The organism is Pseudomonas sp. DSP3-2-3 (genome assembly GCF_049898225.1).
Lineage (GTDB): Bacteria > Pseudomonadota > Gammaproteobacteria > Pseudomonadales > Pseudomonadaceae > Aquipseudomonas.
This window is the reverse complement of the sequence record NZ_JAFCXH010000003.1, coordinates 19,765-39,393: the sequence shown is the minus strand read 5'-3', so window position 1 is coordinate 39,393 and position 19,629 is coordinate 19,765. Positions and strand designations below refer to the sequence as shown.

At 61.0% G+C, this 19,629-nt stretch carries 16 protein-coding genes; 11 read left to right on the top strand and 5 right to left on the bottom strand.

The annotated features are described in order from the left end of the window. Positions 1-330: 330 nt before the first annotated feature. The 5 genes from ACP7E4_RS04735 to ydcS all read right to left on the bottom strand — a co-directional run bounded on the left by ACP7E4_RS04735 (position 331) and on the right by ydcS (position 5,839). Positions 331-1,755, bottom strand: a complete 1,425-nt coding sequence (locus ACP7E4_RS04735; RefSeq protein ID WP_426112146.1) for a gamma-aminobutyraldehyde dehydrogenase — start codon at positions 1,753-1,755, stop codon at positions 331-333. A gap of 27 nt (positions 1,756-1,782) precedes the next feature. Further along, entirely contained in the window at positions 1,783-2,610 is an 828-nt protein-coding gene (locus ACP7E4_RS04730) for an ABC transporter permease (protein WP_341522921.1), read from the bottom strand. Beyond that, complete coding sequence (locus ACP7E4_RS04725; RefSeq protein ID WP_426112143.1) at positions 2,600-3,538, bottom strand: ABC transporter permease; 939 nt, start codon at positions 3,536-3,538, stop codon at positions 2,600-2,602. Before ACP7E4_RS04725 ends, ACP7E4_RS04730 begins: the two co-directional genes overlap by 11 nt. After that, the gene (locus ACP7E4_RS04720) at positions 3,535-4,587 is read right to left on the bottom strand and encodes an ABC transporter ATP-binding protein (RefSeq protein ID WP_426112141.1); all 1,053 of its coding nucleotides are present in this window, start codon (positions 4,585-4,587) and stop codon (positions 3,535-3,537) included. Before ACP7E4_RS04720 ends, ACP7E4_RS04725 begins: the two co-directional genes overlap by 4 nt. Positions 4,588-4,687: 100 nt before the next feature. Further along, positions 4,688-5,839, bottom strand: a complete 1,152-nt coding sequence (ydcS, locus tag ACP7E4_RS04715; protein WP_426112139.1) for a putative ABC transporter substrate-binding protein YdcS — start codon at positions 5,837-5,839, stop codon at positions 4,688-4,690. Between the two features lie 207 nt (positions 5,840-6,046). Here ydcS and ACP7E4_RS04710 point away from each other — a divergent pair, with 207 nt between their 5' ends. The 11 genes from ACP7E4_RS04710 (at position 6,047) to ACP7E4_RS04660 (ending at position 19,623) form a co-directional block, all read left to right on the top strand. Next, positions 6,047-6,814, top strand: coding sequence for a tellurite resistance TerB family protein (locus ACP7E4_RS04710; RefSeq protein WP_426112137.1), 768 nt, complete (start codon positions 6,047-6,049; stop codon positions 6,812-6,814). 311 nt (positions 6,815-7,125) lie between these two features. After that, positions 7,126-8,748 carry a methyl-accepting chemotaxis protein gene (locus ACP7E4_RS04705; RefSeq protein ID WP_426112135.1) on the top strand — a complete coding sequence of 541 codons (1,623 nt, stop codon included), beginning with the start codon at positions 7,126-7,128 and terminating at the stop codon, positions 8,746-8,748. A 9-nt stretch (positions 8,749-8,757) separates the two neighbouring features. Beyond that, complete coding sequence (locus tag ACP7E4_RS04700; RefSeq protein WP_426112133.1) at positions 8,758-9,282, top strand: chemotaxis protein CheW; 525 nt, start codon at positions 8,758-8,760, stop codon at positions 9,280-9,282. Then, positions 9,282-10,586, top strand: a complete 1,305-nt coding sequence (locus ACP7E4_RS04695; RefSeq protein ID WP_426112131.1) for a CheR family methyltransferase — start codon at positions 9,282-9,284, stop codon at positions 10,584-10,586. The genes ACP7E4_RS04700 and ACP7E4_RS04695 overlap by 1 nt, the downstream gene beginning before the upstream one ends. Continuing rightward, entirely contained in the window at positions 10,583-11,272 is a 690-nt protein-coding gene (locus tag ACP7E4_RS04690; RefSeq protein ID WP_426112129.1) for a chemotaxis protein CheW, read from the top strand. Before ACP7E4_RS04695 ends, ACP7E4_RS04690 begins: the two co-directional genes overlap by 4 nt. Next, positions 11,269-13,635 (top strand): hybrid sensor histidine kinase/response regulator, encoded by a 2,367-nt coding sequence (locus tag ACP7E4_RS04685; protein ID WP_426112127.1) that lies wholly within the window; start codon positions 11,269-11,271, stop codon positions 13,633-13,635. Before ACP7E4_RS04690 ends, ACP7E4_RS04685 begins: the two co-directional genes overlap by 4 nt. Beyond that, positions 13,632-14,642, top strand: coding sequence for a chemotaxis response regulator protein-glutamate methylesterase (locus ACP7E4_RS04680; protein WP_426112125.1), 1,011 nt, complete (start codon positions 13,632-13,634; stop codon positions 14,640-14,642). The genes ACP7E4_RS04685 and ACP7E4_RS04680 overlap by 4 nt, the downstream gene beginning before the upstream one ends. 45 nt (positions 14,643-14,687) lie before the next feature. Then, positions 14,688-15,692, top strand: a complete 1,005-nt coding sequence (locus ACP7E4_RS04675) for a diguanylate cyclase domain-containing protein (RefSeq protein WP_426112123.1) — start codon at positions 14,688-14,690, stop codon at positions 15,690-15,692. Between the two features lie 290 nt (positions 15,693-15,982). Beyond that, positions 15,983-17,078, top strand: a protein-coding gene (prfB, locus tag ACP7E4_RS04670; RefSeq protein ID WP_426112121.1) for a peptide chain release factor 2 whose coding sequence is annotated in 2 segments (ribosomal slippage) — positions 15,983-16,054 and positions 16,056-17,078 — 1,095 coding nt in all. Because the reading frame shifts where the segments join, the coding sequence is not laid out codon by codon here. Between the two features lie 97 nt (positions 17,079-17,175). Continuing rightward, the gene (lysS, locus tag ACP7E4_RS04665; RefSeq protein WP_426112119.1) at positions 17,176-18,678 is read left to right on the top strand and encodes a lysine--tRNA ligase; all 1,503 of its coding nucleotides are present in this window, start codon (positions 17,176-17,178) and stop codon (positions 18,676-18,678) included. Positions 18,679-18,891: 213 nt separating this feature from the next. Continuing rightward, positions 18,892-19,623, top strand: coding sequence for a TetR/AcrR family transcriptional regulator (locus ACP7E4_RS04660; RefSeq protein ID WP_426112117.1), 732 nt, complete (start codon positions 18,892-18,894; stop codon positions 19,621-19,623). Positions 19,624-19,629 lie beyond the last annotated feature (6 nt).

Here is a 19,629-nt window from a genome sequence, read left to right as displayed (position 1 = left end):
AGTGCGCTTGGTGCTTGCTGAGTCCCATGATCAGCAAGCACGGTCCCTGTATAGGCTGTGTGAAAACTACTGCGCTCGGCAATACTGCGTTAAAAACAGGCGGAAAATGCTCATTTAGAACACCTGGACTCCGCTTTTCCGCCTGTTTTTGCCTTGTCTTGCCTTCGCTCGTGACGTTTTCACACAGCCCACGGTTTGAATGCGGTCATCCCGTGGGACCGGATTTATCCGGGAAGGCTTGGAGGCAGACACTGAATCTGCGGCGTCAGGAAACCTTCGCGGGCAAGCCTCGCTCCAACGGGGGCGGTATTTGCTGCCCTACAGCTCCCCTCAATGCTTAAACATCACATGCCTCACCGTGGTGTAGTCCTCCAACCCATACATCGACAAGTCCTTGCCGTAGCCGGACAGTTTTTGCCCGCCGTGGGGCATTTCGCTGACCAGCATGAAGTGCGTGTTGACCCAGGTGCAGCCGTATTGCAGGCGTGCGGCCAGGCGGTGGGCGCGGCCGATGTCCTGGGTCCAGACGGACGAGGCCAGGCCGTAGTCGGATTCGTTGGCCCAGGCCAGCACTTGCGCTTCATCCTCGAACTTCGTCACCGAAACCACGGGGCCGAACACTTCGCGGCGGACGATTTCGTCGTCCTGCTGGGCATCGGCAATGACCGTGGGTTCGAAGAAGAAGCCATTGCCCTCAACGGCTTTGCCGCCGGTAATCAGTCGCGTGTGGGACTGGGCGAGGGCGCGTTCGACGAAACCGGCGACGCGGTCGCGATGCTGGGCACTGATCAGCGGTCCGAGTTCGGTTTGCGGATCGTTTTGCAGGCCGTATCTGATGCTGCTGACCGCTTCCCCCAACTTCTCGACAAACTTGTCGTAGATGCCTTGCTGCGCGTAGATCCGGCACGCGGCGGTGCAGTCCTGACCGGCGTTATAGAAGCCGAAAGTGCGAATCCCTTCGACGGCCGCGTCGATGTCGGCGTCATCGAAAATGATCACCGGCGCCTTGCCGCCCAGTTCCATGTGCATCCGTTTGACCGTGCCAGCGGTGCTGGAAATGATGTGCGAACCGGTGGCGATCGAGCCAGTCAGCGACACCATGCGCACTTTGGCGTGGGTGATCAGCGCATTGCCAACGGTCGAGCCGCGCCCGAACACCAGGTTCAGGACGCCAGCGGGAAAGATATCCATCGCCAGCTCCACCAGCCGCAAGGCGGTCAGCGGCGTTTGTTCGGACGGCTTGAGCACCACCGTGTTGCCCGCTGCCAGCGCCGGGGCGATTTTCCAGGCGACCATCATCAGCGGGTAGTTCCATGGTGCAATAGACGCGATCACGCCAACCGGATCGCGGCGGATCATCGAGGTGTGGCCCGGCAAGTATTCACCGGCTGCCGATCCACCCATGCAGCGGCTGGCGCCGGCAAAGAAGCGGAACACATCGGCAATCGCCGGGATTTCGTCGTTCAAGGCTGCGCTGTAGGGTTTGCCACAGTTGTCTGATTCCAGTCTGGCCAGCTCCTCGCCGTGGGCTTCGATGGCGTCGGCGAGTTTCAGCAGCAACAGCGAACGGTCCTTGGGCGGGGTTTGCGACCAGCTTTGGAAGGCGATGTCGGCGGCGCGCACGGCGGCATCCACCTGAGCTTCGCTGGCTTCCTTGAGTTCCACCAGCACCCGGCCCAATGCCGGGTTGAACACTGCCTGGCTCGGACCTTCACCCGCCACAAGCTGGCCGTTGATCAGCAGTCTGGTTTGCATGATGTTCTCCTCGTTGAAGCCTTCAGGTTATTTACCGCCGCTGCCCGCCACGCTTTCACCACCGCGCGTCAGGTAGTACGCGCCGAGAATCGGCAACATGGTCACCAGCATGACCAGCATCGCTACGACGTTGGTGACCGGTACGTCCCGCGGGCGACTGAGCTGGTTGAGCAGCCAGATCGGCAGCGTGCGTTCATGACCCGCCGTAAACGTGGTGACGATGATTTCGTCGAACGACAAGGCAAACGCCAGCATGCCCCCGGCCAGCAGTGCCGAGCCAAGATTGGGCAGGATGATGTAGCGAAAGGTTTGCCAGCCGTCGGCGCCCAGGTCCATCGAGGCTTCGATGAGGCTGTGGGACGTACGACGCAAGCGGGCGATGACATTGTTATAGACGATGACCACGCAAAATGTGGCGTGGCCGACAATGATCGTGAACATGCCCGGCTCGATGCCGAGGGTCTTGAACGCCGCCAACAGCGCCAGCCCGGTAATGATGCCGGGCAGGGCGATGGGCAGGATCAGCATCAGGGAAATCGCATCCTTGCCGAAAAAGTCCCGCCGATACAGCGCGGCCGACGCCAGGGTGCCGAGGACCATCGCGATCAGCGTCGCCACACAGGCGATTTCCAGGGAAAGCTTGATCGCCTCCAGCACGTCAGGCCTGGCGAACGCCACGCTGAACCATTTCAAGGTGAAACCCTGCGGCGGAAAGCTGAAGGCCGCGTCCTGGGTGTTGAAGGCGTACATGAAGATGATCAGGATCGGGAAATGCAGAAACACCAGCCCGCCCCAGGCCGCGATGCGCAAACCGAGGGAAGGCCGGTCTGTTTGTGGCGCAGGTTTAGAGCGCATCGAAAGCCCCCAGACGCTTGACGATGGACAGGTAAATCGCGATCAGCACAATCGGCACCAGGGTAAATGCCGCCGCCATGGGCATATTGCCAATCGCGCCTTGCTGGGCGTAGACCATGCTGCCGATGAAATACCCCGGCGGGCCGATCAGCTGCGGCACGATGAAATCGCCCAGGGTCAGGGAGAACGTAAAGATCGACCCGGCAGCGATCCCCGGAATCGACAGCGGCAGAATCACCTGCATGAAGGTCTGGCGCGGTCTGGCGCCGAGGTCCGCCGACGCTTGCAGCAGGGACGGCGGCAGTCTTTCCAGTGAGGCCTGGATCGGCAGAATCATGAACGGCAGCCAGATATAAACGAACACCAGAAAACGACCCAGATACGACGTCGATAATGTGCTGCCGCCAACTCCCGGAATGCCGAGAATAAACTGCAACAGCGGCTCCACCCCCAGGTGCTGGACAAACCACTGCGCGACACCGCCTTTGGCCAGCAGCAAAGTCCAGGCGTAGGCCTTGACGATATAACTGGCCCACATCGGCAGCATCACTGCGATGTAAAAGAACGCCTTGACGTTGCCGGTGGTGTAGCGCGCCATGTAGTAAGCAATCGGGAAGGCGATCACGCCACTGGCGATGGAAACCGCGACCGCCATGGCCAGCGTACGCTTGATGACGTCGAAGTTGGCCGGCTGGAACAGCGCAGCGAAGTTGGCCAGGGTCAATTCCGGAGTGACCGCCATGGTGAAGTCGTCGAACGTATAGAAACCCTGCCAGATCAGGCTGAGCAGCGAGCCGAAGTAAACCGCACCGAACCAGAGCAGCGGCGGAATCAGCAGTAACGCCAGATACAGGTTCGGCCGTGTGTACAACACATCGCAAAAGCGTCGCATCGCTGAATGGCTCGGACCCGATGCGACCTGGTTCATGTCAGCGGTCCTGAGGCATCGCTGGCGGCTGCATCCAGCAAGGCAACCATGGCTTCTTTCGCCCAGCGCACCGCCATGCGCTGGCCGGGCAAATGCTGCCCGGCATCGTCCAGCCATTGCGTATTGGCCTGGCTGATGCTCAGCAACTGGCCGCTGTCCAGGGCCAGTTCGTAGCGCGTTGAACTGCCCTGATATTGAATGTCGTGCAGCAGGCCGGTGACTTCCATTTCATCGCTGGCCAATGGCCCGGCGGCGAAGCGGATATGTTCCGGGCGAATGGAAAAAGGCTGGGCGTTGCCGCTCAGCTGTCGGGCCAGGTCGCCACGCACGACATTCGAGGTGCCGACGAACTCGGCGACGAAGATCGTGGCGGGCCTCATGTACAGATTGCGCGGGGTGTCGACCTGCTCGATGCGCCCTTTATTGAACACCGCTACCCGGTCGGACATGGACAGCGCTTCGGTCTGGTCATGGGTGACGAAGATGAAGGTGATGCCCAGCTGGCGTTGCAGCTTCTTCAGTTCGCCCTGCATCTGCTCGCGCAACTTGAGGTCCAGCGCGCCCAACGGTTCGTCCAGCAACAGCACCCGAGGACGATTGACCAACGCTCGGGCCAGCGCGACCCGCTGACGCTGACCGCCGGACAACTGCACGGGCTTGCGCTGGCCGTAACCCTCCAGCGCAACCATCGCCAGGGCTTCGTCGGCGCGGGCGTAGCGTTCGGCCTTGCCCACGCCCTTGACCTTCAATCCGTAGGCAACGTTATCGCGCACGTTCATGTGCGGGAACAGCGCGTAATCCTGAAACACCGTGTTCACGTCGCGCTGGTAAGGCGGCAGACCCGCGGCTTCTTCGCCATGAATGCGGATCGAGCCAGCGCTGGGCTGTTCGAAGCCGGCGATCAGTCGCAGGCAAGTGGTCTTGCCCGAACCTGACGGCCCGAGCATGGAGAAGAACTCACCGTCCTCAATCTCGATGGAAACCCGGTCAACGGCCTTCACCTCGCCAAACTGGCGGGAGACATTGGTGAACTGAACTGCTAAGGGCATTGTGGTTGCTCCGCCAGGCCCTGTTGGAGCGAGGCTTGCCCGCGAAGGCGGTGTGTCAGGCGCTGATGTTTTGCCTGAAAAACCTTCGCGAGCAAGGTCGCTATCGGCCACCCATAATCGCAATGTAATCCTGGGTCCAGCGGCTGTAGGGCACGAACTTGCCGCCTTCAGCCTGCGGGGTTTTCCAGAATGCAATGTGCTCGAACTGATCGAAGCCATTGGTCGCGCAGCCTTGAGGGCCAAGCAATTCATTGGTCTTGCAGGCTTCCGGTACGGCGGGGAGCGAGCCGAACCAGGCCGCTACGTCGCCCTGGACTTTCGGTTGCAGCGACCAGTCCATCCATTTGTAGGCGCAATTGGGGTGTTTGGCGTCGGCGTGCAGCATGGTCGTGTCAGCCCAGCCGGTGGCGCCTTCCTTGGGAATGGTCGAGGCGACAGGCTGCTTGTCGGCCTGCAGGCCATTGACCATGTAGCCCCACGAACTGGAAGCCGCGACGCCTTCGTTCTTCACGTCGCTCATCTGCACAGTCGCGTCATGCCAGTAACGGTGGATCAACGGTTGCTGTTTGCGCAGCAGGTTCAGCACGGCGGCGTACTGGGTCTCGGTCAGCTGGTAGGGATCGACGATGCCCAGTTCCGGCTTGGCGGATTTGAGGTACAGCGCGGCGTCGGCGATATAGATCGGGCCGTCGTAAGCCTGGACCCGGCCTTTGTTGGGTTTGCCGTCGGGGAGATCCTGCGCTTCGAACACCACGCTCCAGCTTACCGGCGGCACCGGGAACACTTTGGTGTTGTACATCAGGACGTTCGGTCCCCATTGATAGGGCGTGCCGTAGGTCTGCTGGTCAACCACGTACCACGGGCCGCCCTTGAGGCGCGGGTCGAGGTTTTTCCAGTTGGGGATCAACGCGGTATTGATCGGCTGGACGCGTTTGCCGGCGATCAATCGCAACGATGCATCGCCTGAGGCCGTCACCAGGTCGTAACCGCCTTTGGTCATCAGGCTGACCATTTCGTCGGAAGTCGCGGCGGTCTTGACGTTGACCTTGCAGCCGGTTTGCTGCTCAAAGCCCGTCACCCAGTCGTACGCTTTGTCGCTTTCGCCCCGCTCGATATAACCCGGCCAGGCAACGATATCCAATTGACCTTCGCCGTCGCCGACGGCTTTGAGCGTTTCGGCAGCCTGTACGCTGGCACTGGCGATCAGGCCGGTGACGAATGCGCTCAGGAGTGCGGTTTTGTGTGCTGACATAAGGATCCCTCTTCTATAGTTATGTTCGGGGCAGTTATCAACAGCGGTGGTGCGACGACGGTAACGCGACTTTATTGGAATGCTCACAATGTGCCGGAGCGCCGGTTGCCTTGCAACATCCAGAAGCACACCTGAAGCCAGTGTCGGCACACTTCGTTTTAATCTGCTTGGCACTGAACTGCCTGACACAGTCAACGGAGGCTTTCCATGAACACACGTGGCTTACTCGACCAACTTCTTAAATCCGGCCAGCAGATGCTGCAAGACAAGGCTGGCGGCTCGCAACCGGCTGGCAAATCCTCGTCTGGCGGTCTGGGTGATCTACTCGGCGGCGCGGGCAAGTCCTCTTCCGGCGGCCTCGGCGATCTGCTGGGCGGCGCTGGCAAGGGCGGCTTGGGCGGCCTGTTGTCGGGCGCCGGTGGTGGCGCGCTGGCGGCGGGTGCCCTCGGCATGCTGCTGGGCAATAAAGGCGGGCGCAAAATGGGCGGCAAAGTGCTGACTTACGGCGGTCTGGCAGCGCTCGGGGTTCTGGCCTACAAGGCCTATGGCAACTGGCAGGCCAACCAGGGTTCCGCGCCACAGCAGGAGCCGCAAACCATCGATCGCCTGCCGCCCGCGCAGGTCGAGGAGCACAGCCAGGCGATCCTGCGCGCGCTGGTCGCTGCCGCCAAGTCCGACGGCCATGTCGATGAGCGTGAACGCGCGTTGATTGAGGGTGAATTCACCAAACTGACTAACGATCAAGAGCTGCAACACTGGCTTCAGGCCGAGTTGAACAAGCCTCTGGACCCGGCAGAAGTCGCCCGCGCCGCCGCGACACCGGAAATGGCCGCAGAGATGTACATCGCCAGCGTCATGCTCGTGGATCAAGAGCACTTCATGGAGCGCGCCTACCTCGATGAGCTGGCGCGGCAACTGAAGCTCGATCCGGCGCTCAAGGTGGAACTGGAAACGCAGGTGCGCGAAGCGCAATAGACCATTCATCGGCGGCGTCGCGCGTTGTTTTCAATAGCCCGCTGACCCGAAGGCTCTTCTCGATACGGGGAAGGGCCTTTTTAGTGTGGGAACACTCGTTTGTGAAGTCTTGAATAATCCGGTCAATTCGTTTGTGTGCATTGGTCGCGTACGAAATTTCCGATAATTCGGCGGAATAACTCTCTAACTATCTGTGAAACATCCCCTTATTGCGTAAGGTGCTGGGCTATAATCACGCCGCTTTGGGCCGTCTGTCGGTCCGCTTCTTGAACTCGGTGATCAAGCCGATGTTGAACTCTTGAGGGCTGACTGTGAAGAACTGGACCTTGCGCCAACGGATTTTGGCGAGTTTTGCTGTAATCATCGCCATCATGCTGTTGATGGTTGTCGTGTCTTACTCGCGTTTACAGACGATCGAATCCAGTGAAGAGCAGGTCCGCGTCGATGCACTTCCCGGCGTCTACTTCAGTACGCTGCTGCGCAGTGCATGGGGCGAAAGCTACATTCGCACCCTAGAACTGATCGGCGAAGGCAAGGGGCGCGAGCTGACGGCAGCGGAAAAAGACCAGTTTCATGAATTCGAGGCGCGGCTTCAGGAGCAGGTCGATAACTATAAACGGACCATTTTCGACGACGCCGACCAGACCAACTTCACCGATTTCGAGAAAAGCCGCGCAACGTACTACCGTCTTCTGGCCCAGGTCCACGAGGCCTACCAGCATGGCGACTATGCCACTGCACGCGCAACCTTCTACGACGATATTCGGCCGGTTTGGTCGCTGGGGCGCAAGCAGCTGAATGACATCATCGTCGTCAACAAGAAAGTCGCTGATGACGCAACGGCCCGTATCGACTCGGGGGTGAAGGCCGCGCAACTCAACATGGTCGTCTCGCTGTTCGTGGCGATCATTGCTGCCGGCCTGTGTGGCCTGTTCCTGATGCGCTCGATCATGGCGCCGATGCAGCGCATCGTGCAGATTCTCGAAGTCATGCGTACCGGCGACTTGAGCAAGCGGCTCGACCTGGATCGTAAAGACGAGTTCGGCGCGGTGGAAACCGGCTTCAACGACATGATGACCGAGCTGACCGGGCTGGTTTCTCAAGCCCAGCGTTCGTCGGTGCAGGTCACGACTTCCGTTACCGAAATTGCCGCCACCTCCAGGCAACAGCAGGCGACGGCCACCGAAACCGCCGCCACCACCACCGAAATTGGCGCGACCAGCCGCGAAATCGCAGCAACCTCCCGTGATCTGGTGCGCACCATGATCGAGGTGACCTCGGCGGCGGATCAGGCTTCGATCCTCGCCGGCTCCGGTCAGCAAGGTCTGGCGCGCATGGAAGACACCATGCATTCGGTGATGGGCGCTGCGGATCTGGTCAACGCCAAACTGGCGATTCTCAATGAGAAGGCCGGCAACATTAATCAGGTTGTCGTGACCATCGTCAAAGTGGCCGACCAAACCAACCTGCTGTCCCTCAACGCCGCCATCGAAGCTGAAAAAGCCGGTGAATACGGTCGCGGATTTGCGGTTGTCGCCACCGAAGTGCGGCGTCTTGCCGATCAGACGGCCGTGGCCACGTATGACATCGAACAGATGGTCCGCGAAATCCAGTCGGCGGTGTCGGCGGGTGTGATGGGCATGGACAAATTCTCCGAGGAAGTGCGCCGCGGCATGTTCGAAGTCACCCAGGTGGGCGAGCAATTGTCGCAAATCATTCATCAGGTGCAGGCGCTTGCACCTCGGGTGTTGATGGTCAACGAAGGTATGCAGGCGCAGGCCACCGGTGCCGAGCAGATCAATCAGGCGCTGGTTCAGCTGGGCGATGCCAGCAGCCAGACCGTGGAATCCCTGCGCCAGGCCAGCTTTGCCATCGACGAGCTGAGTCAGGTCGCGGTGGGGCTGCGCAGCGGCGTCTCGCGTTTCAAGGTCTGAGCCCAGTCCATGAGTGTTCATCCAGTCAGGCGCGGCAGCCACTCGACGTGCAACAACAAGTTGTTTTTGTTGTTTCGCATCGGCGAGGAGCGTTACGCACTGGACGCGTTGGAAATCGCTGAAATATTGCCGCGCCTGCAACTCAAGCCGATCGCCCATGCGCCGCATTGGGTGGCCGGGGTGTTGGCCCATCGCGGCACGATGATTCCGGTCGTTGATCTGAGTGCGCTGACCTTCGGCCAGCCAGCGCGAGCGCGCACCAGCACCCGCCTGGTGTTAGTGAATTATCGCGTCGATGCCCAACGCCCGGCGCAACTGCTTGGTCTGATTCTGGAGCAGGCCACCGACACGTTGCGTTGCGCGCCCGGCGAGTTCAAGGCATATGGGCTGGACAGTCCTGACGCACGCTATCTGGGACCGGTTCGCGAAGACGCGTCGGGCCTGTTGCAATGGATTGGTGTGCAGGATCTGCTCAGCGATGCGGTGCGGGCGCTGTTGTATCCGCTGCCAACTGATGCGGGCGGGGAGCAGTAATGAGCGAATTGACGCGCTTTTTTGCCTTTCTCAAGGATCGCATTGGTCTGGACGTCGCGTCCGTTGGCGAAGCGATCATCGAACGTGCGCTGCGCCAACGTTGCGCTGCCTCCGCGTCGGCCAACTACGACAGTTATTGGGCGCTGTTGCACGGTTCGGCCAGCGAACAGCAGGCGTTGATCGAAGTCGTGATCGTGCCCGAAACCTGGTTTTTTCGTTATCCGGAATCCTTTGTCACTCTGGGCAAACTGGTCAGCGAAAAACTCGCAGTGCTGCAGGGTGTGCGTCCGGTACGCATCCTCAGCTTGCCGTGTTCGACGGGTGAAGAGCCTTATTCCATCGCCATGGCGTTGTTCGATGCGCATATCGGCGCGCAGCAGTTCCAGATCGACGCCGTGGACATCAGCCCCCTGTCCATCGCCCGTGCCGAGCATGGGGTGTACGGCAAGAATTCTTTTCGCGGGAACGACACCGCCTTTCGCGAGCGCTATTTCAGTGCCGTGGAGGATGGGCTTCTGATAGACGAACGAGTGCGTGGTCGTGTTCGTTTCCGCGCCGGCAATTTACTCGACCCGACGCTGCTGACCCAGGTGGCTTACGATTTCGTGTTCTGCCGCAACCTGCTGATCTATTTCGACCAAGTGACGCAGAAACAAGTATTCGAGGTGCTCAAACGCCTGACCCGCGATGACGGCGTGCTGTTCATCGGGCCTGCCGAGGGCAGTCTGCTGACGCGCATGGGCATGCGTTCCATTGGCGTGCCGCAGACGTTTGCATTCAGTCACCACGTCGAGCCGCCTCAGGAAGCCAGTACGATCCAGGTGCCGCTGCCGCTGGCAAGCCTTGCCCGCAGCATGCCGGGCACGGCGGTCGCGCCGCCCGTGCGGATGCCCGCACGTGCATACCCGCGAGCCACCGCGCCAGTGCCAGCGGCGCGCCCCGCGTCCGTTGCGGCGAAAGCGGCGAGCGGCACCACGGACGACGTCGCGACCCTGCTGGCCACCATCGCCAGCCTCGCCAACGAAGGGCGGAGCGCTGAGGCACGTGCAGCCTGCGAGCGCTTCCTGCAACACCACGAACCGGTCGCGCAGATTTTCTATTGGCTTGGGCTGCTCAGCGAAGTGGAGGGCAAGGCCGCGCTGGCGCAAGGTTTCTACCGCAAGGCCCTTTATTTGCAGCCTCAGCACGCCGAGACGCTGGCGCAACTCGCTGCGTTGCTGGAGGCTCAGGGCGACAGCAGTGGTGCGCGTCGCTTGCAGGAGCGCGCAGCCCGTGGCGTGAATAAACAAGGAAACAGGCAATGAGCGGCAGTTACGGCTATGCGAGTTTTACGCACGAAGACGCTCAAGCCATCGATGACTGCTGGAATCGCATCGGCATTCACGGCGACCGTTCCTGTCCGTTGCTGGTCGAGCACATTCACTGCCGCAACTGCCCGGTTTACTCGGCCGCAGCGACGCGTCTGCTCGACCGTTATGCGCTGACCCGCGACGATCATGATTACTCGCTGACCAGCGCGATGCACATCGACATCAAGACCCGTTCGACGCTGGTGTTTCGCCTGGGCGAAGAATGGCTGGCTTTGCCGACCCGGTGTCTGGTGGAGGTCTCGCCATTGCAGGCGATTCACTCGTTACCCCATCAGCGTTCCCGGGCGTTGCTCGGCGTGGCCAATGTGCGCGGCGCGCTGGTTGCCTGCCTGTCGCTGGTGGAATTGCTGGGCCTGGACCCTGCACCGGCCCTCGCGCACTCGCTACGGATCATGCCGCGCATGCTGATCATCGCTGCGCAGGGCGGTTCGGTCGTGGTGCCGGTGGATGAAGTTGACGGCATTCATGCCATGGACGAAACCCTGCTGGATTCGGCGTCCGCCTCCGGCGCTCACGCCAACGCGCGGTTCACCCGGGGGGTGCTGCAGTGGAAGAATTACAGCCTGCGCCTGCTGGATGAAGAGCAATTGATCTCGGCGATCAATCGGAGCCTGACATGACCCCGGATCAAATGCGCGACGCTTCGTTGTTCGAGCTGTTTACTCTGGAAGCCGAGGCCCAGACCCAGGTCCTGAGCGCCGGCCTGCTGGCCCTTGAACGCAACCCTACCCAGGCCGAATACCTGGAATCGTGCATGCGCGCCGCCCACTCGCTCAAGGGTGCGGCGCGCATCGTCGGGGTTGAGTTCGGGGTCAGTGTTTCCCACGTCATGGAAGACTGTCTGGTCAGCGCCCAGGAAGGTCGCCTGTACTTGCAACCCGAGCATATCGACGCCTTGTTGCAGGGCACCGATCTGTTGCTGCGTATCGCCACGCCCGGCGCGAGCAATGTCGAGCAAGCCGACGTCGATGCCTACGTGGCGCGGATGAACACCGCGCTGAAACAGGGCACGGGCATGTTGCGCGGCGCGACGTTGCTGCCGGCCGCGACCGAATCCACTGCCGACTCCGCCCTGCTGGCCAGCGCCTTGCTGTTGGCTGACGCGGCGCTATCCGGTGCCGCGATCCAGTCGACCGCCAACAGCGCTGTGCAGCCTGCGCCCGAGGCGGCAACGGCCGAGCCGCAAACCCGAGCCACCGCTTCGCCGCGCCGCAACCGACGGGCCAGCGAAGGTGGTGAACGGGTTTTGCGGGTCACCGCCGAGCGCTTGAACGGCTTGCTGGACATGTCCAGTAAATCCCTGGTCGAGACCCAGCGCCTCAAACCGTTTCTGACCAATATGCAACGCCTCAAGCGTCTGCAAGGCAGCAGTCAGCGCGCACTGGATGACCTTGAAGCCGGGTTCGGCGAAACCGGCATGGCGCCAGAGGCCCAGAAAGCCCTGCACGAAGCACGTCGGATGTTGGCCGAGGCGCAACAGATGCTGATCCAGCAGACTGCCGAGCTGGATGAATTCGGCTGGCTGGCAGCGCAGCGTTCCCGGCAGCTGTACGACATGGCGCTGGCCTGTCGCATGCGGCCGTTTGCCGACGTGCTGAGTGGTCAGGTGCGGATGGTCCGCGATCTGGGCCGCGAACTGGGCAAGCAGGTGCGCCTGGAAATCGAAGGCGAGAAAACCCAGGTCGACCGCGATGTGCTGGAAAAACTTGAAGCGCCGCTGACCCATCTGCTGCGCAACGCTGTGGACCATGGCATTGAACTGCCGGAAGAACGCATCGCGGCGGGCAAACCGGCGGAGGGCCTGATCCGGCTCAAGGCCTCGCATCAGGCCGGGCAGTTGCTGGTTGAACTGAGTGACGACGGCAACGGCGTCGATCTGGAGAAACTGCGCAGCAATATCGTCAAGCGGCAGTTGTCGCCCGCCGAAACCGCCGCGCAGTTGAGTGAGGAGGAGTTGTTGAGCTTCCTGTTCCTGCCGGGCTTCAGCATGCGCGACAAGGTGACCGAAATTTCCGGGCGCGGCGTCGGGCTGGATGCGGTTCAGGACATGGTGCGCCAGTTGCGCGGCGGTGTCGGGCTGGAGCAGGCCGCAGGGCAGGGCAGCCGCTTCCTGCTGGAAATGCCCCTGACCCTTTCGGTGGTGCGCAGTCTGGTTGTGGAAGTGGGCGGTGAAGCCTACGCCTTCCCGCTGGCGCACATCGAACGCATGAGCGACGTGGCGTCTGACGAAATCATCCAGCTCGAAGGCCGCCAGCATTTCTGGCACGAGGGCCGGCATGTGGGGCTGGTTGCCGCCAGTCAGTTGCTGCAACGTCCGTCCGGTCAAAACACCGATGGCGTGCTCAAAGTGGTCGTGATCCGCGAACGTGATGCCGTGTATGGCGTGGCGGTGGAGCGCTTCATCGGCGAGCGCACGCTGGTAGTCCTGCCCCTGGATCCGCGTCTGGGCAAAGTCCAGGACATCTCGGCCGGGGCATTGCTGGACGATGGTTCGGCGGTACTGATTATTGATGTCGAAGACATGCTGCGCTCGGTAGAAAAGCTGCTGAATACCGGGCGTCTGGAGCGCATTGATCGACGTAATCGCCAGGTCGACGCGGTCACCCGCAAGCGCGTGCTGGTGGTGGATGACTCGCTGACGGTGCGCGAGCTGGAGCGCAAGCTGCTGGTCAATCGCGGCTATGAAGTCGCGGTTGCGGTGGACGGCATGGATGGCTGGAATGCCTTGCGTGCCGAAGATTTTGACTTGTTGATCACTGACATCGACATGCCGCGCATGGACGGCATCGAACTGGTCACGCTGTTGCGCCGGGACACACGTCTGCAGTCGCTGCCGGTGATGGTGGTTTCGTACAAGGATCGTGAGGAAGATCGACGCCGAGGCCTGGATGCCGGTGCTGATTATTATCTGGCCAAGGCCAGTTTTCATGACGACGCGCTGCTCGATGCCGTTGCCGAATTGATCGGGGATGCTCAAGGATGAAAATTGCAATCGTCAACGACATGCCGCTGGCTATCGAAGCGTTGCGTCGTGCGCTGGCCTTCGAGCCTGCGCATCAAGTGGTTTGGGTGGCGTCGGACGGCGCCGAAGCGGTGCGCCGCTGTGCCGAGCAGACACCGGACCTGATCCTGATGGACCTGATCATGCCGGTGATGGATGGCGTGGAGGCAACGCGACAGATCATGGCGGCCACACCCTGCGCCATTGTCGTGGTCACCGTGGACCGTGAGCAGAACGTGCACCGCGTATTCGAAGCCATGGGCTACGGCGCGCTGGACGTGGTGGACACACCGGCCATCGGTGGCAGCAACCCTAAGGAAGCCGCCGCGCCTTTGCTGCGCAAGATCCTCAACATCGGCTGGTTGATCGGTCAGCGCGGTACGCGCGAACCCGCTACCGCAACCCCGATCCGCACTGCCGTGCAGCGTAGGGGGCTGGTCGCCATCGGCTCTTCGGCGGGCGGTCCGGCAGCACTGGAAATCATTTTGAAGGGGCTTCCGGTGAACTTCCCGGCGGCCATCGTGCTGGTGCAGCACGTGGATCAGGTTTTCGCCGCCGGTATGGCCGAATGGTTGAGCAGCGCTTCCGGTTTGCCGGTGCGCCTGGCCAGGGAAGGCGAGCCGCCGTGCAGCGGCACGGTTCTGCTGGCGGGCACCAATCACCATATCCGCATGTTGAAGAACGGCACGCTGGCCTATACCGCCGAGCCGGTTAACGAAATCTATCGGCCCTCGATCGATGTGTTTTTCGAGAGTGTGGCCCGCTATTGGAACGGTGACGCAGTGGGCGTTTTGTTGACTGGAATGGGACGAGACGGCGCGCAGGGACTCAAGTTGATGCGTCAGCAAGGTTATCTGACCATCGCGCAGGATCAGCAGTCCTGCGCGGTTTATGGCATGCCCAAGGCTGCCGCCGCCATCGATGCAGCTGCCGAAATCCGACCGCTGGACACCATTGCGTCTCGCTTGAGAGAGGTGTTCGCCCTATGACATCCCCGTTGAGTCCACTGCCAACCGGTGCTCAGGAGTTCCCAAATGAATGACCTGCAGATGGGCAATTTCAAGTCCTCCGATGTAAACGCTGCAATGGTATTGCTGGTCGACGATCAGGCCATGATCGGCGAAGCGGTACGTCGCGGGCTGGCCAATGAAGAAAACATCGATTTTCATTTTTGCGCCGATCCTCATCAGGCCATTGCCCAGGCAGTCCAGATCAAGCCCACGGTGATTCTCCAGGACCTGGTGATGCCGGGGCTGGATGGCCTGACGCTGGTGCGCGAGTACCGCAACAATCCGCTGACCAGGGACATCCCGATCATCGTGCTCTCCACCAAGGAGGACCCGCTGATCAAGAGTGCGGCGTTCGCCGCCGGTGCCAACGATTACCTGGTCAAGCTGCCGGACAACATCGAGCTGGTGGCACGCATCCGCTATCACTCGCGGTCCTACATGACGCTGCTGCAACGTGACGAGGCCTACCGCGCCTTGCGCGTCAGCCAGCAACAGCTGCTCGACACCAACCTGGTGCTGCAGCGCCTGATGAACTCCGACGGTTTGACCGGGTTGTCCAACCGGCGTCATTTCGACGAATACCTGGAGCTGGAATGGCGTCGTGCGATCCGTGAACAGTCGCAGTTGTCGCTGATGATGATCGATGTGGACTATTTCAAGGCCTTCAACGATAACTTCGGGCACCTGGAAGGTGACGAAGCGTTGCGTCAGGTCGCCAAGGCGATTCGCGCCAGCTGCGCGCGCCCGTCGGACCTGCCGGCGCGCTACGGCGGCGAAGAGTTCGCGCTGGTGCTGCCCAATACATCCCCCGGCGGCGCGCGCCTGCTGGCCGAAAAACTGCGCATGAGCGTGGCCGGCATGAACATCCCGCACATCGCCCCGGCACCGGGTTCGAGCCTGACCGTCAGCATTGGCGTGGCCACCATCATTCCGCCGGTGGGCAGCAACAGCCGGCAATTGATCCAGGAAGCCGACAAAGGCCTGTATGCCGCCAAGAACAATGGGCGTAATCAGGTTTCGGTGGGGTAAACACGACCTGCTGGAGATTCTATGTCTGGGGGGAACGCTAGGCGCCGCAGACGTATTGTCTGAACCGGCGCCTTCCCGGCTAAAGCCGGTCCCACTGGATCGCGCTGATTTTGTGGGACCGGATTTATCCGGGAAGAGGGCATTCCGGTAGACAACGATTCGCGGGCAAGCCTCGCTTCAACGGGAATTATTGGTCCCGGCTCAATCCACTGCCCAACGGACTGCCCTCTGCGCCGACAGCGGTGTATACTCGCCGGCTTTGAAAATTTCGCCTGCGAGTGCTGCCTACCATGGAAATCAACCCGATCCTAAACAGCATCAAGGACCTGTCCGAGCGCTCCGAAACCATTCGGGGGTATCTTTGACTACGATCACAAACATGATCGTCTGACCGAAGTAAACCGCGAGCTCGAAGATCCCAACGTCTGGAACAAACCCGAATACGCCCAGAGCCTGGGCCGCGAGCGCGCCTTGCTCTCGCAGATCGTCGACACCCTGGACGAAATGTCCACCGGGCTGGTCGATGCCAAAGACCTGCTGCTGATGTCCGCCGAAGAAGAAGACCAGGCTGCCGTCGATGACGTCGCCGCTGAAGTCGAGCGTCTGCGCGAGGCGCTGGAGAAGCTGGAATTCCGTCGCATGTTCAGCGGTGACATGGACGCGAACAACGCTTACCTGGACATCCAGGCCGGTTCCGGCGGAACCGAGGCGCAGGACTGGGCCAACATCCTGCTGCGCATGTACCTGCGCTGGGCTGACAAGCGCGGTTTCGAAGCGATCATCATGGAGCTGTCGGCCGGTGAAGTCGCCGGTATCAAAGGCGCCACGGTCCACATCAAGGGCGAATACGCCTTCGGCTGGCTGAAGACCGAGATCGGTGTGCACCGTCTGGTGCGCAAAAGCCCGTTCGACTCCGGCAACCGTCGCCACACCTCGTTCTCGGCTGTGTTCGTTTCGCCGGAAATCGATGACAACATCGAAATCGACATCAACCCGTCGGACCTGCGCATCGACACCTACCGCTCCTCGGGCGCGGGTGGTCAGCACGTAAACACCACCGACTCGGCGGTACGTATCACTCACGTTCCGACCAACACCGTGGTCTGCTGCCAGAACGAGCGTTCCCAGCACGCCAACAAAGACACCGCCATGAAGATGTTGCGCGCGCGTCTGTACGAACAGGAAATCCAGAAGCGCAATGCCGCTTCCCAGGCCGTGGAAGACACCAAGTCCGACATTGGCTGGGGTCACCAGATCCGCTCGTATGTGCTCGATGCCTCGCGGATCAAGGATCTGCGGACCAACATCGAACGCAGCGACTGCGACAAGGTGCTCGACGGCGACATCGACGAATACCTGATCGCAAGCCTCAAGCAAGGGCTGTAACCACGCGCAGCCACCCCGGCCCTGCCGGTGCGTGGCTTGCCCGCGATCCCCTGCCGCAGGCGGGGGACAACGAACCTGTGATGGAATATCTAAAGACATGAGCGACCAACAACTCGACCCGCAAGCCCTGCAACAGGAAGAAAACACCCTGATCGCCCTGCGCAAGGAAAAGCTTGCTGCCGAGCGCGCCAAGGGTCAGGCCTTCCCGAACGACTTCCGCCGTGACAGCTACTGCGAAGACCTGCAGAAGCGGTACGTCGACAAGACCAAGGAAGAACTGGCGGAAGCGGCGATCCCGGTCAAGGTTGCCGGTCGTCTCATGCTCAATCGCGGTTCGTTCATGGTGATCCAGGACATGTCCGGGCGCATCCAGGTCTACGTCAACCGCAAGACCCTGTCCGAAGAAACCCTGGCCGCCGTCAAGACCTGGGACCTGGGCGACATCATTGCCGCCGAAGGCACCCTGGCGCGTTCCGGCAAGGGTGACCTGTATGTCGAAATGACCAATGTGCGCCTGCTGACCAAATCGTTGCGTCCACTGCCGGACAAGCACCACGGCCTGACCGACACCGAAACCCGCTATCGCCAGCGTTATGTCGACCTGATCGTCAACGACGACGTGCGTCAGACGTTCCGCGTGCGCTCGCAAGTCATCGCGCACATTCGCAGCTTCCTGATGAAGCGCGACTTCCTCGAAGTCGAAACGCCGATGTTGCAGACCATTCCGGGTGGCGCAGCCGCCAAGCCGTTCGAGACTCACCACAACGCGCTGGACATGGACATGTTCCTGCGCATCGCGCCTGAGCTGTACCTCAAGCGTCTGGTTGTCGGTGGCTTCGAGAAGGTCTTCGAGATCAACCGCAACTTCCGTAACGAAGGCGTCTCGACCCGTCACAACCCTGAGTTCACCATGCTTGAGTTCTATCAGGCGTACGCGGACTACGAAGACAACATGGACCTCACCGAGGAACTGTTCCGCGAGCTGGCGCAGCTGGTTCTGGGCAGCACCGACGTGCCTTACGGCGACAAGGTGTTCCATTTCGGCGAACCCTTCGTGCGCCTGTCGGTGTTCGATTCGATCCTTAAATACAATCCGGAACTGAACGCTGCCGACCTCGAAGACATCGACAAGGCGCGGGCCATCGCCAAGAAAGCCGGCGCCAAGGTGCTGGGTTTCGAAGGCCTGGGTAAATTGCAGGTGATGATTTTCGAAGAGCTGGTCGAGCACAAGCTTGAGCAGCCGCACTTCATCACTCAGTACCCGTTCGAAGTGTCGCCGCTGGCGCGCCGCAACGACGATAACCCGAACGTCACTGACCGCTTCGAGCTGTTCATCGGTGGCCGTGAAATCGCCAACGCCTATTCCGAGTTGAACGACGCGGAAGACCAGGCTGAGCGCTTCATGGCTCAGGTGGCGGACAAGGATGCCGGTGACGACGAAGCCATGCATTACGACGCTGACTTCGTTCGTGCTTTGGAGTACGGCATGCCGCCAACCGCCGGTGAAGGTATCGGCATCGACCGCCTGGTGATGCTGCTCACCAACGCCCCGTCGATCCGCGACGTGATCCTCTTCCCGCACATGCGCCCGCAAGCGTAAGTGACGTGAAAACAAGCCGCCTTTGATGGGCGGCTTTTTTTTGCTCTGCTGGTCGATAGGGTCAGGTGGGAGAGGACTTGTCCTCGAAGGCGGTGGCTCAGGCGGCGACAATATCTGAATAATCTCCGTGACCGTCCAATCGTATTCGAGGACAAGTCCTCTCCCACAGACTTGCAGTGTTAATAATTCCCAATTCTAGAGAGAACCCCCGTCGTGACCCGTTCTATCGCAAAAAATGGAGCTGCAGGAGCCGCCACCGCCGTGGCGCAAAGTGTCGAGTATCGCGGCCGCAAGGCGAGCCGGGAAGGCAGCGAGCAGCGCCGCCAGCAGATTCTCGACGCAGCCATGCGCATCGTGGTGCGTGACGGCGTGCGTGCTGTTCGGCACCGGGCCGTTGCGGCCGAAGCCAGCGTGCCGCTCTCGGCAACCACCTACTATTTCAAGGACATCGATGACCTGCTCACCGATGCCTTCTCGCAATACGTCGAGCGCAGCGCCGCGTATATGGCCAGGCTCTGGCAAAACACTGAAGTCGTTCTGCGCGACATGCTCGCCCGCCACGATGGCTCGGCCGCCGCGCGTTCACGCCTGGCCGATGAAATCGCCGGCATGGCCATGGAGTACATTCGTCACCAATTGCTGACCCGGCGCGACTTTCTGATTGCCGAACATGCCTTCCACCACGAAGCCTTGATCAACCCGCGTCTGGCGCGTCTGGTCAGCGCGCATCAGGAAATTCTCCTGCAAGGCACCTGTCAGTTTTTGCAGGTCATGGGCTCGGCGCAGCCACTTCAGGATGCGCAAGTGTTGACGGGGGTAATGTGCCGGATGGAGTATCAGGCTCTATTGCACGGCCCGCAGCCCGACGCGGACAAAGAAAACCTCGGTATTCTTACTCGCCAGATGCATCTGGTGCTGGGTACAGCGAATCCTGCTGGCGAGTGACATGCC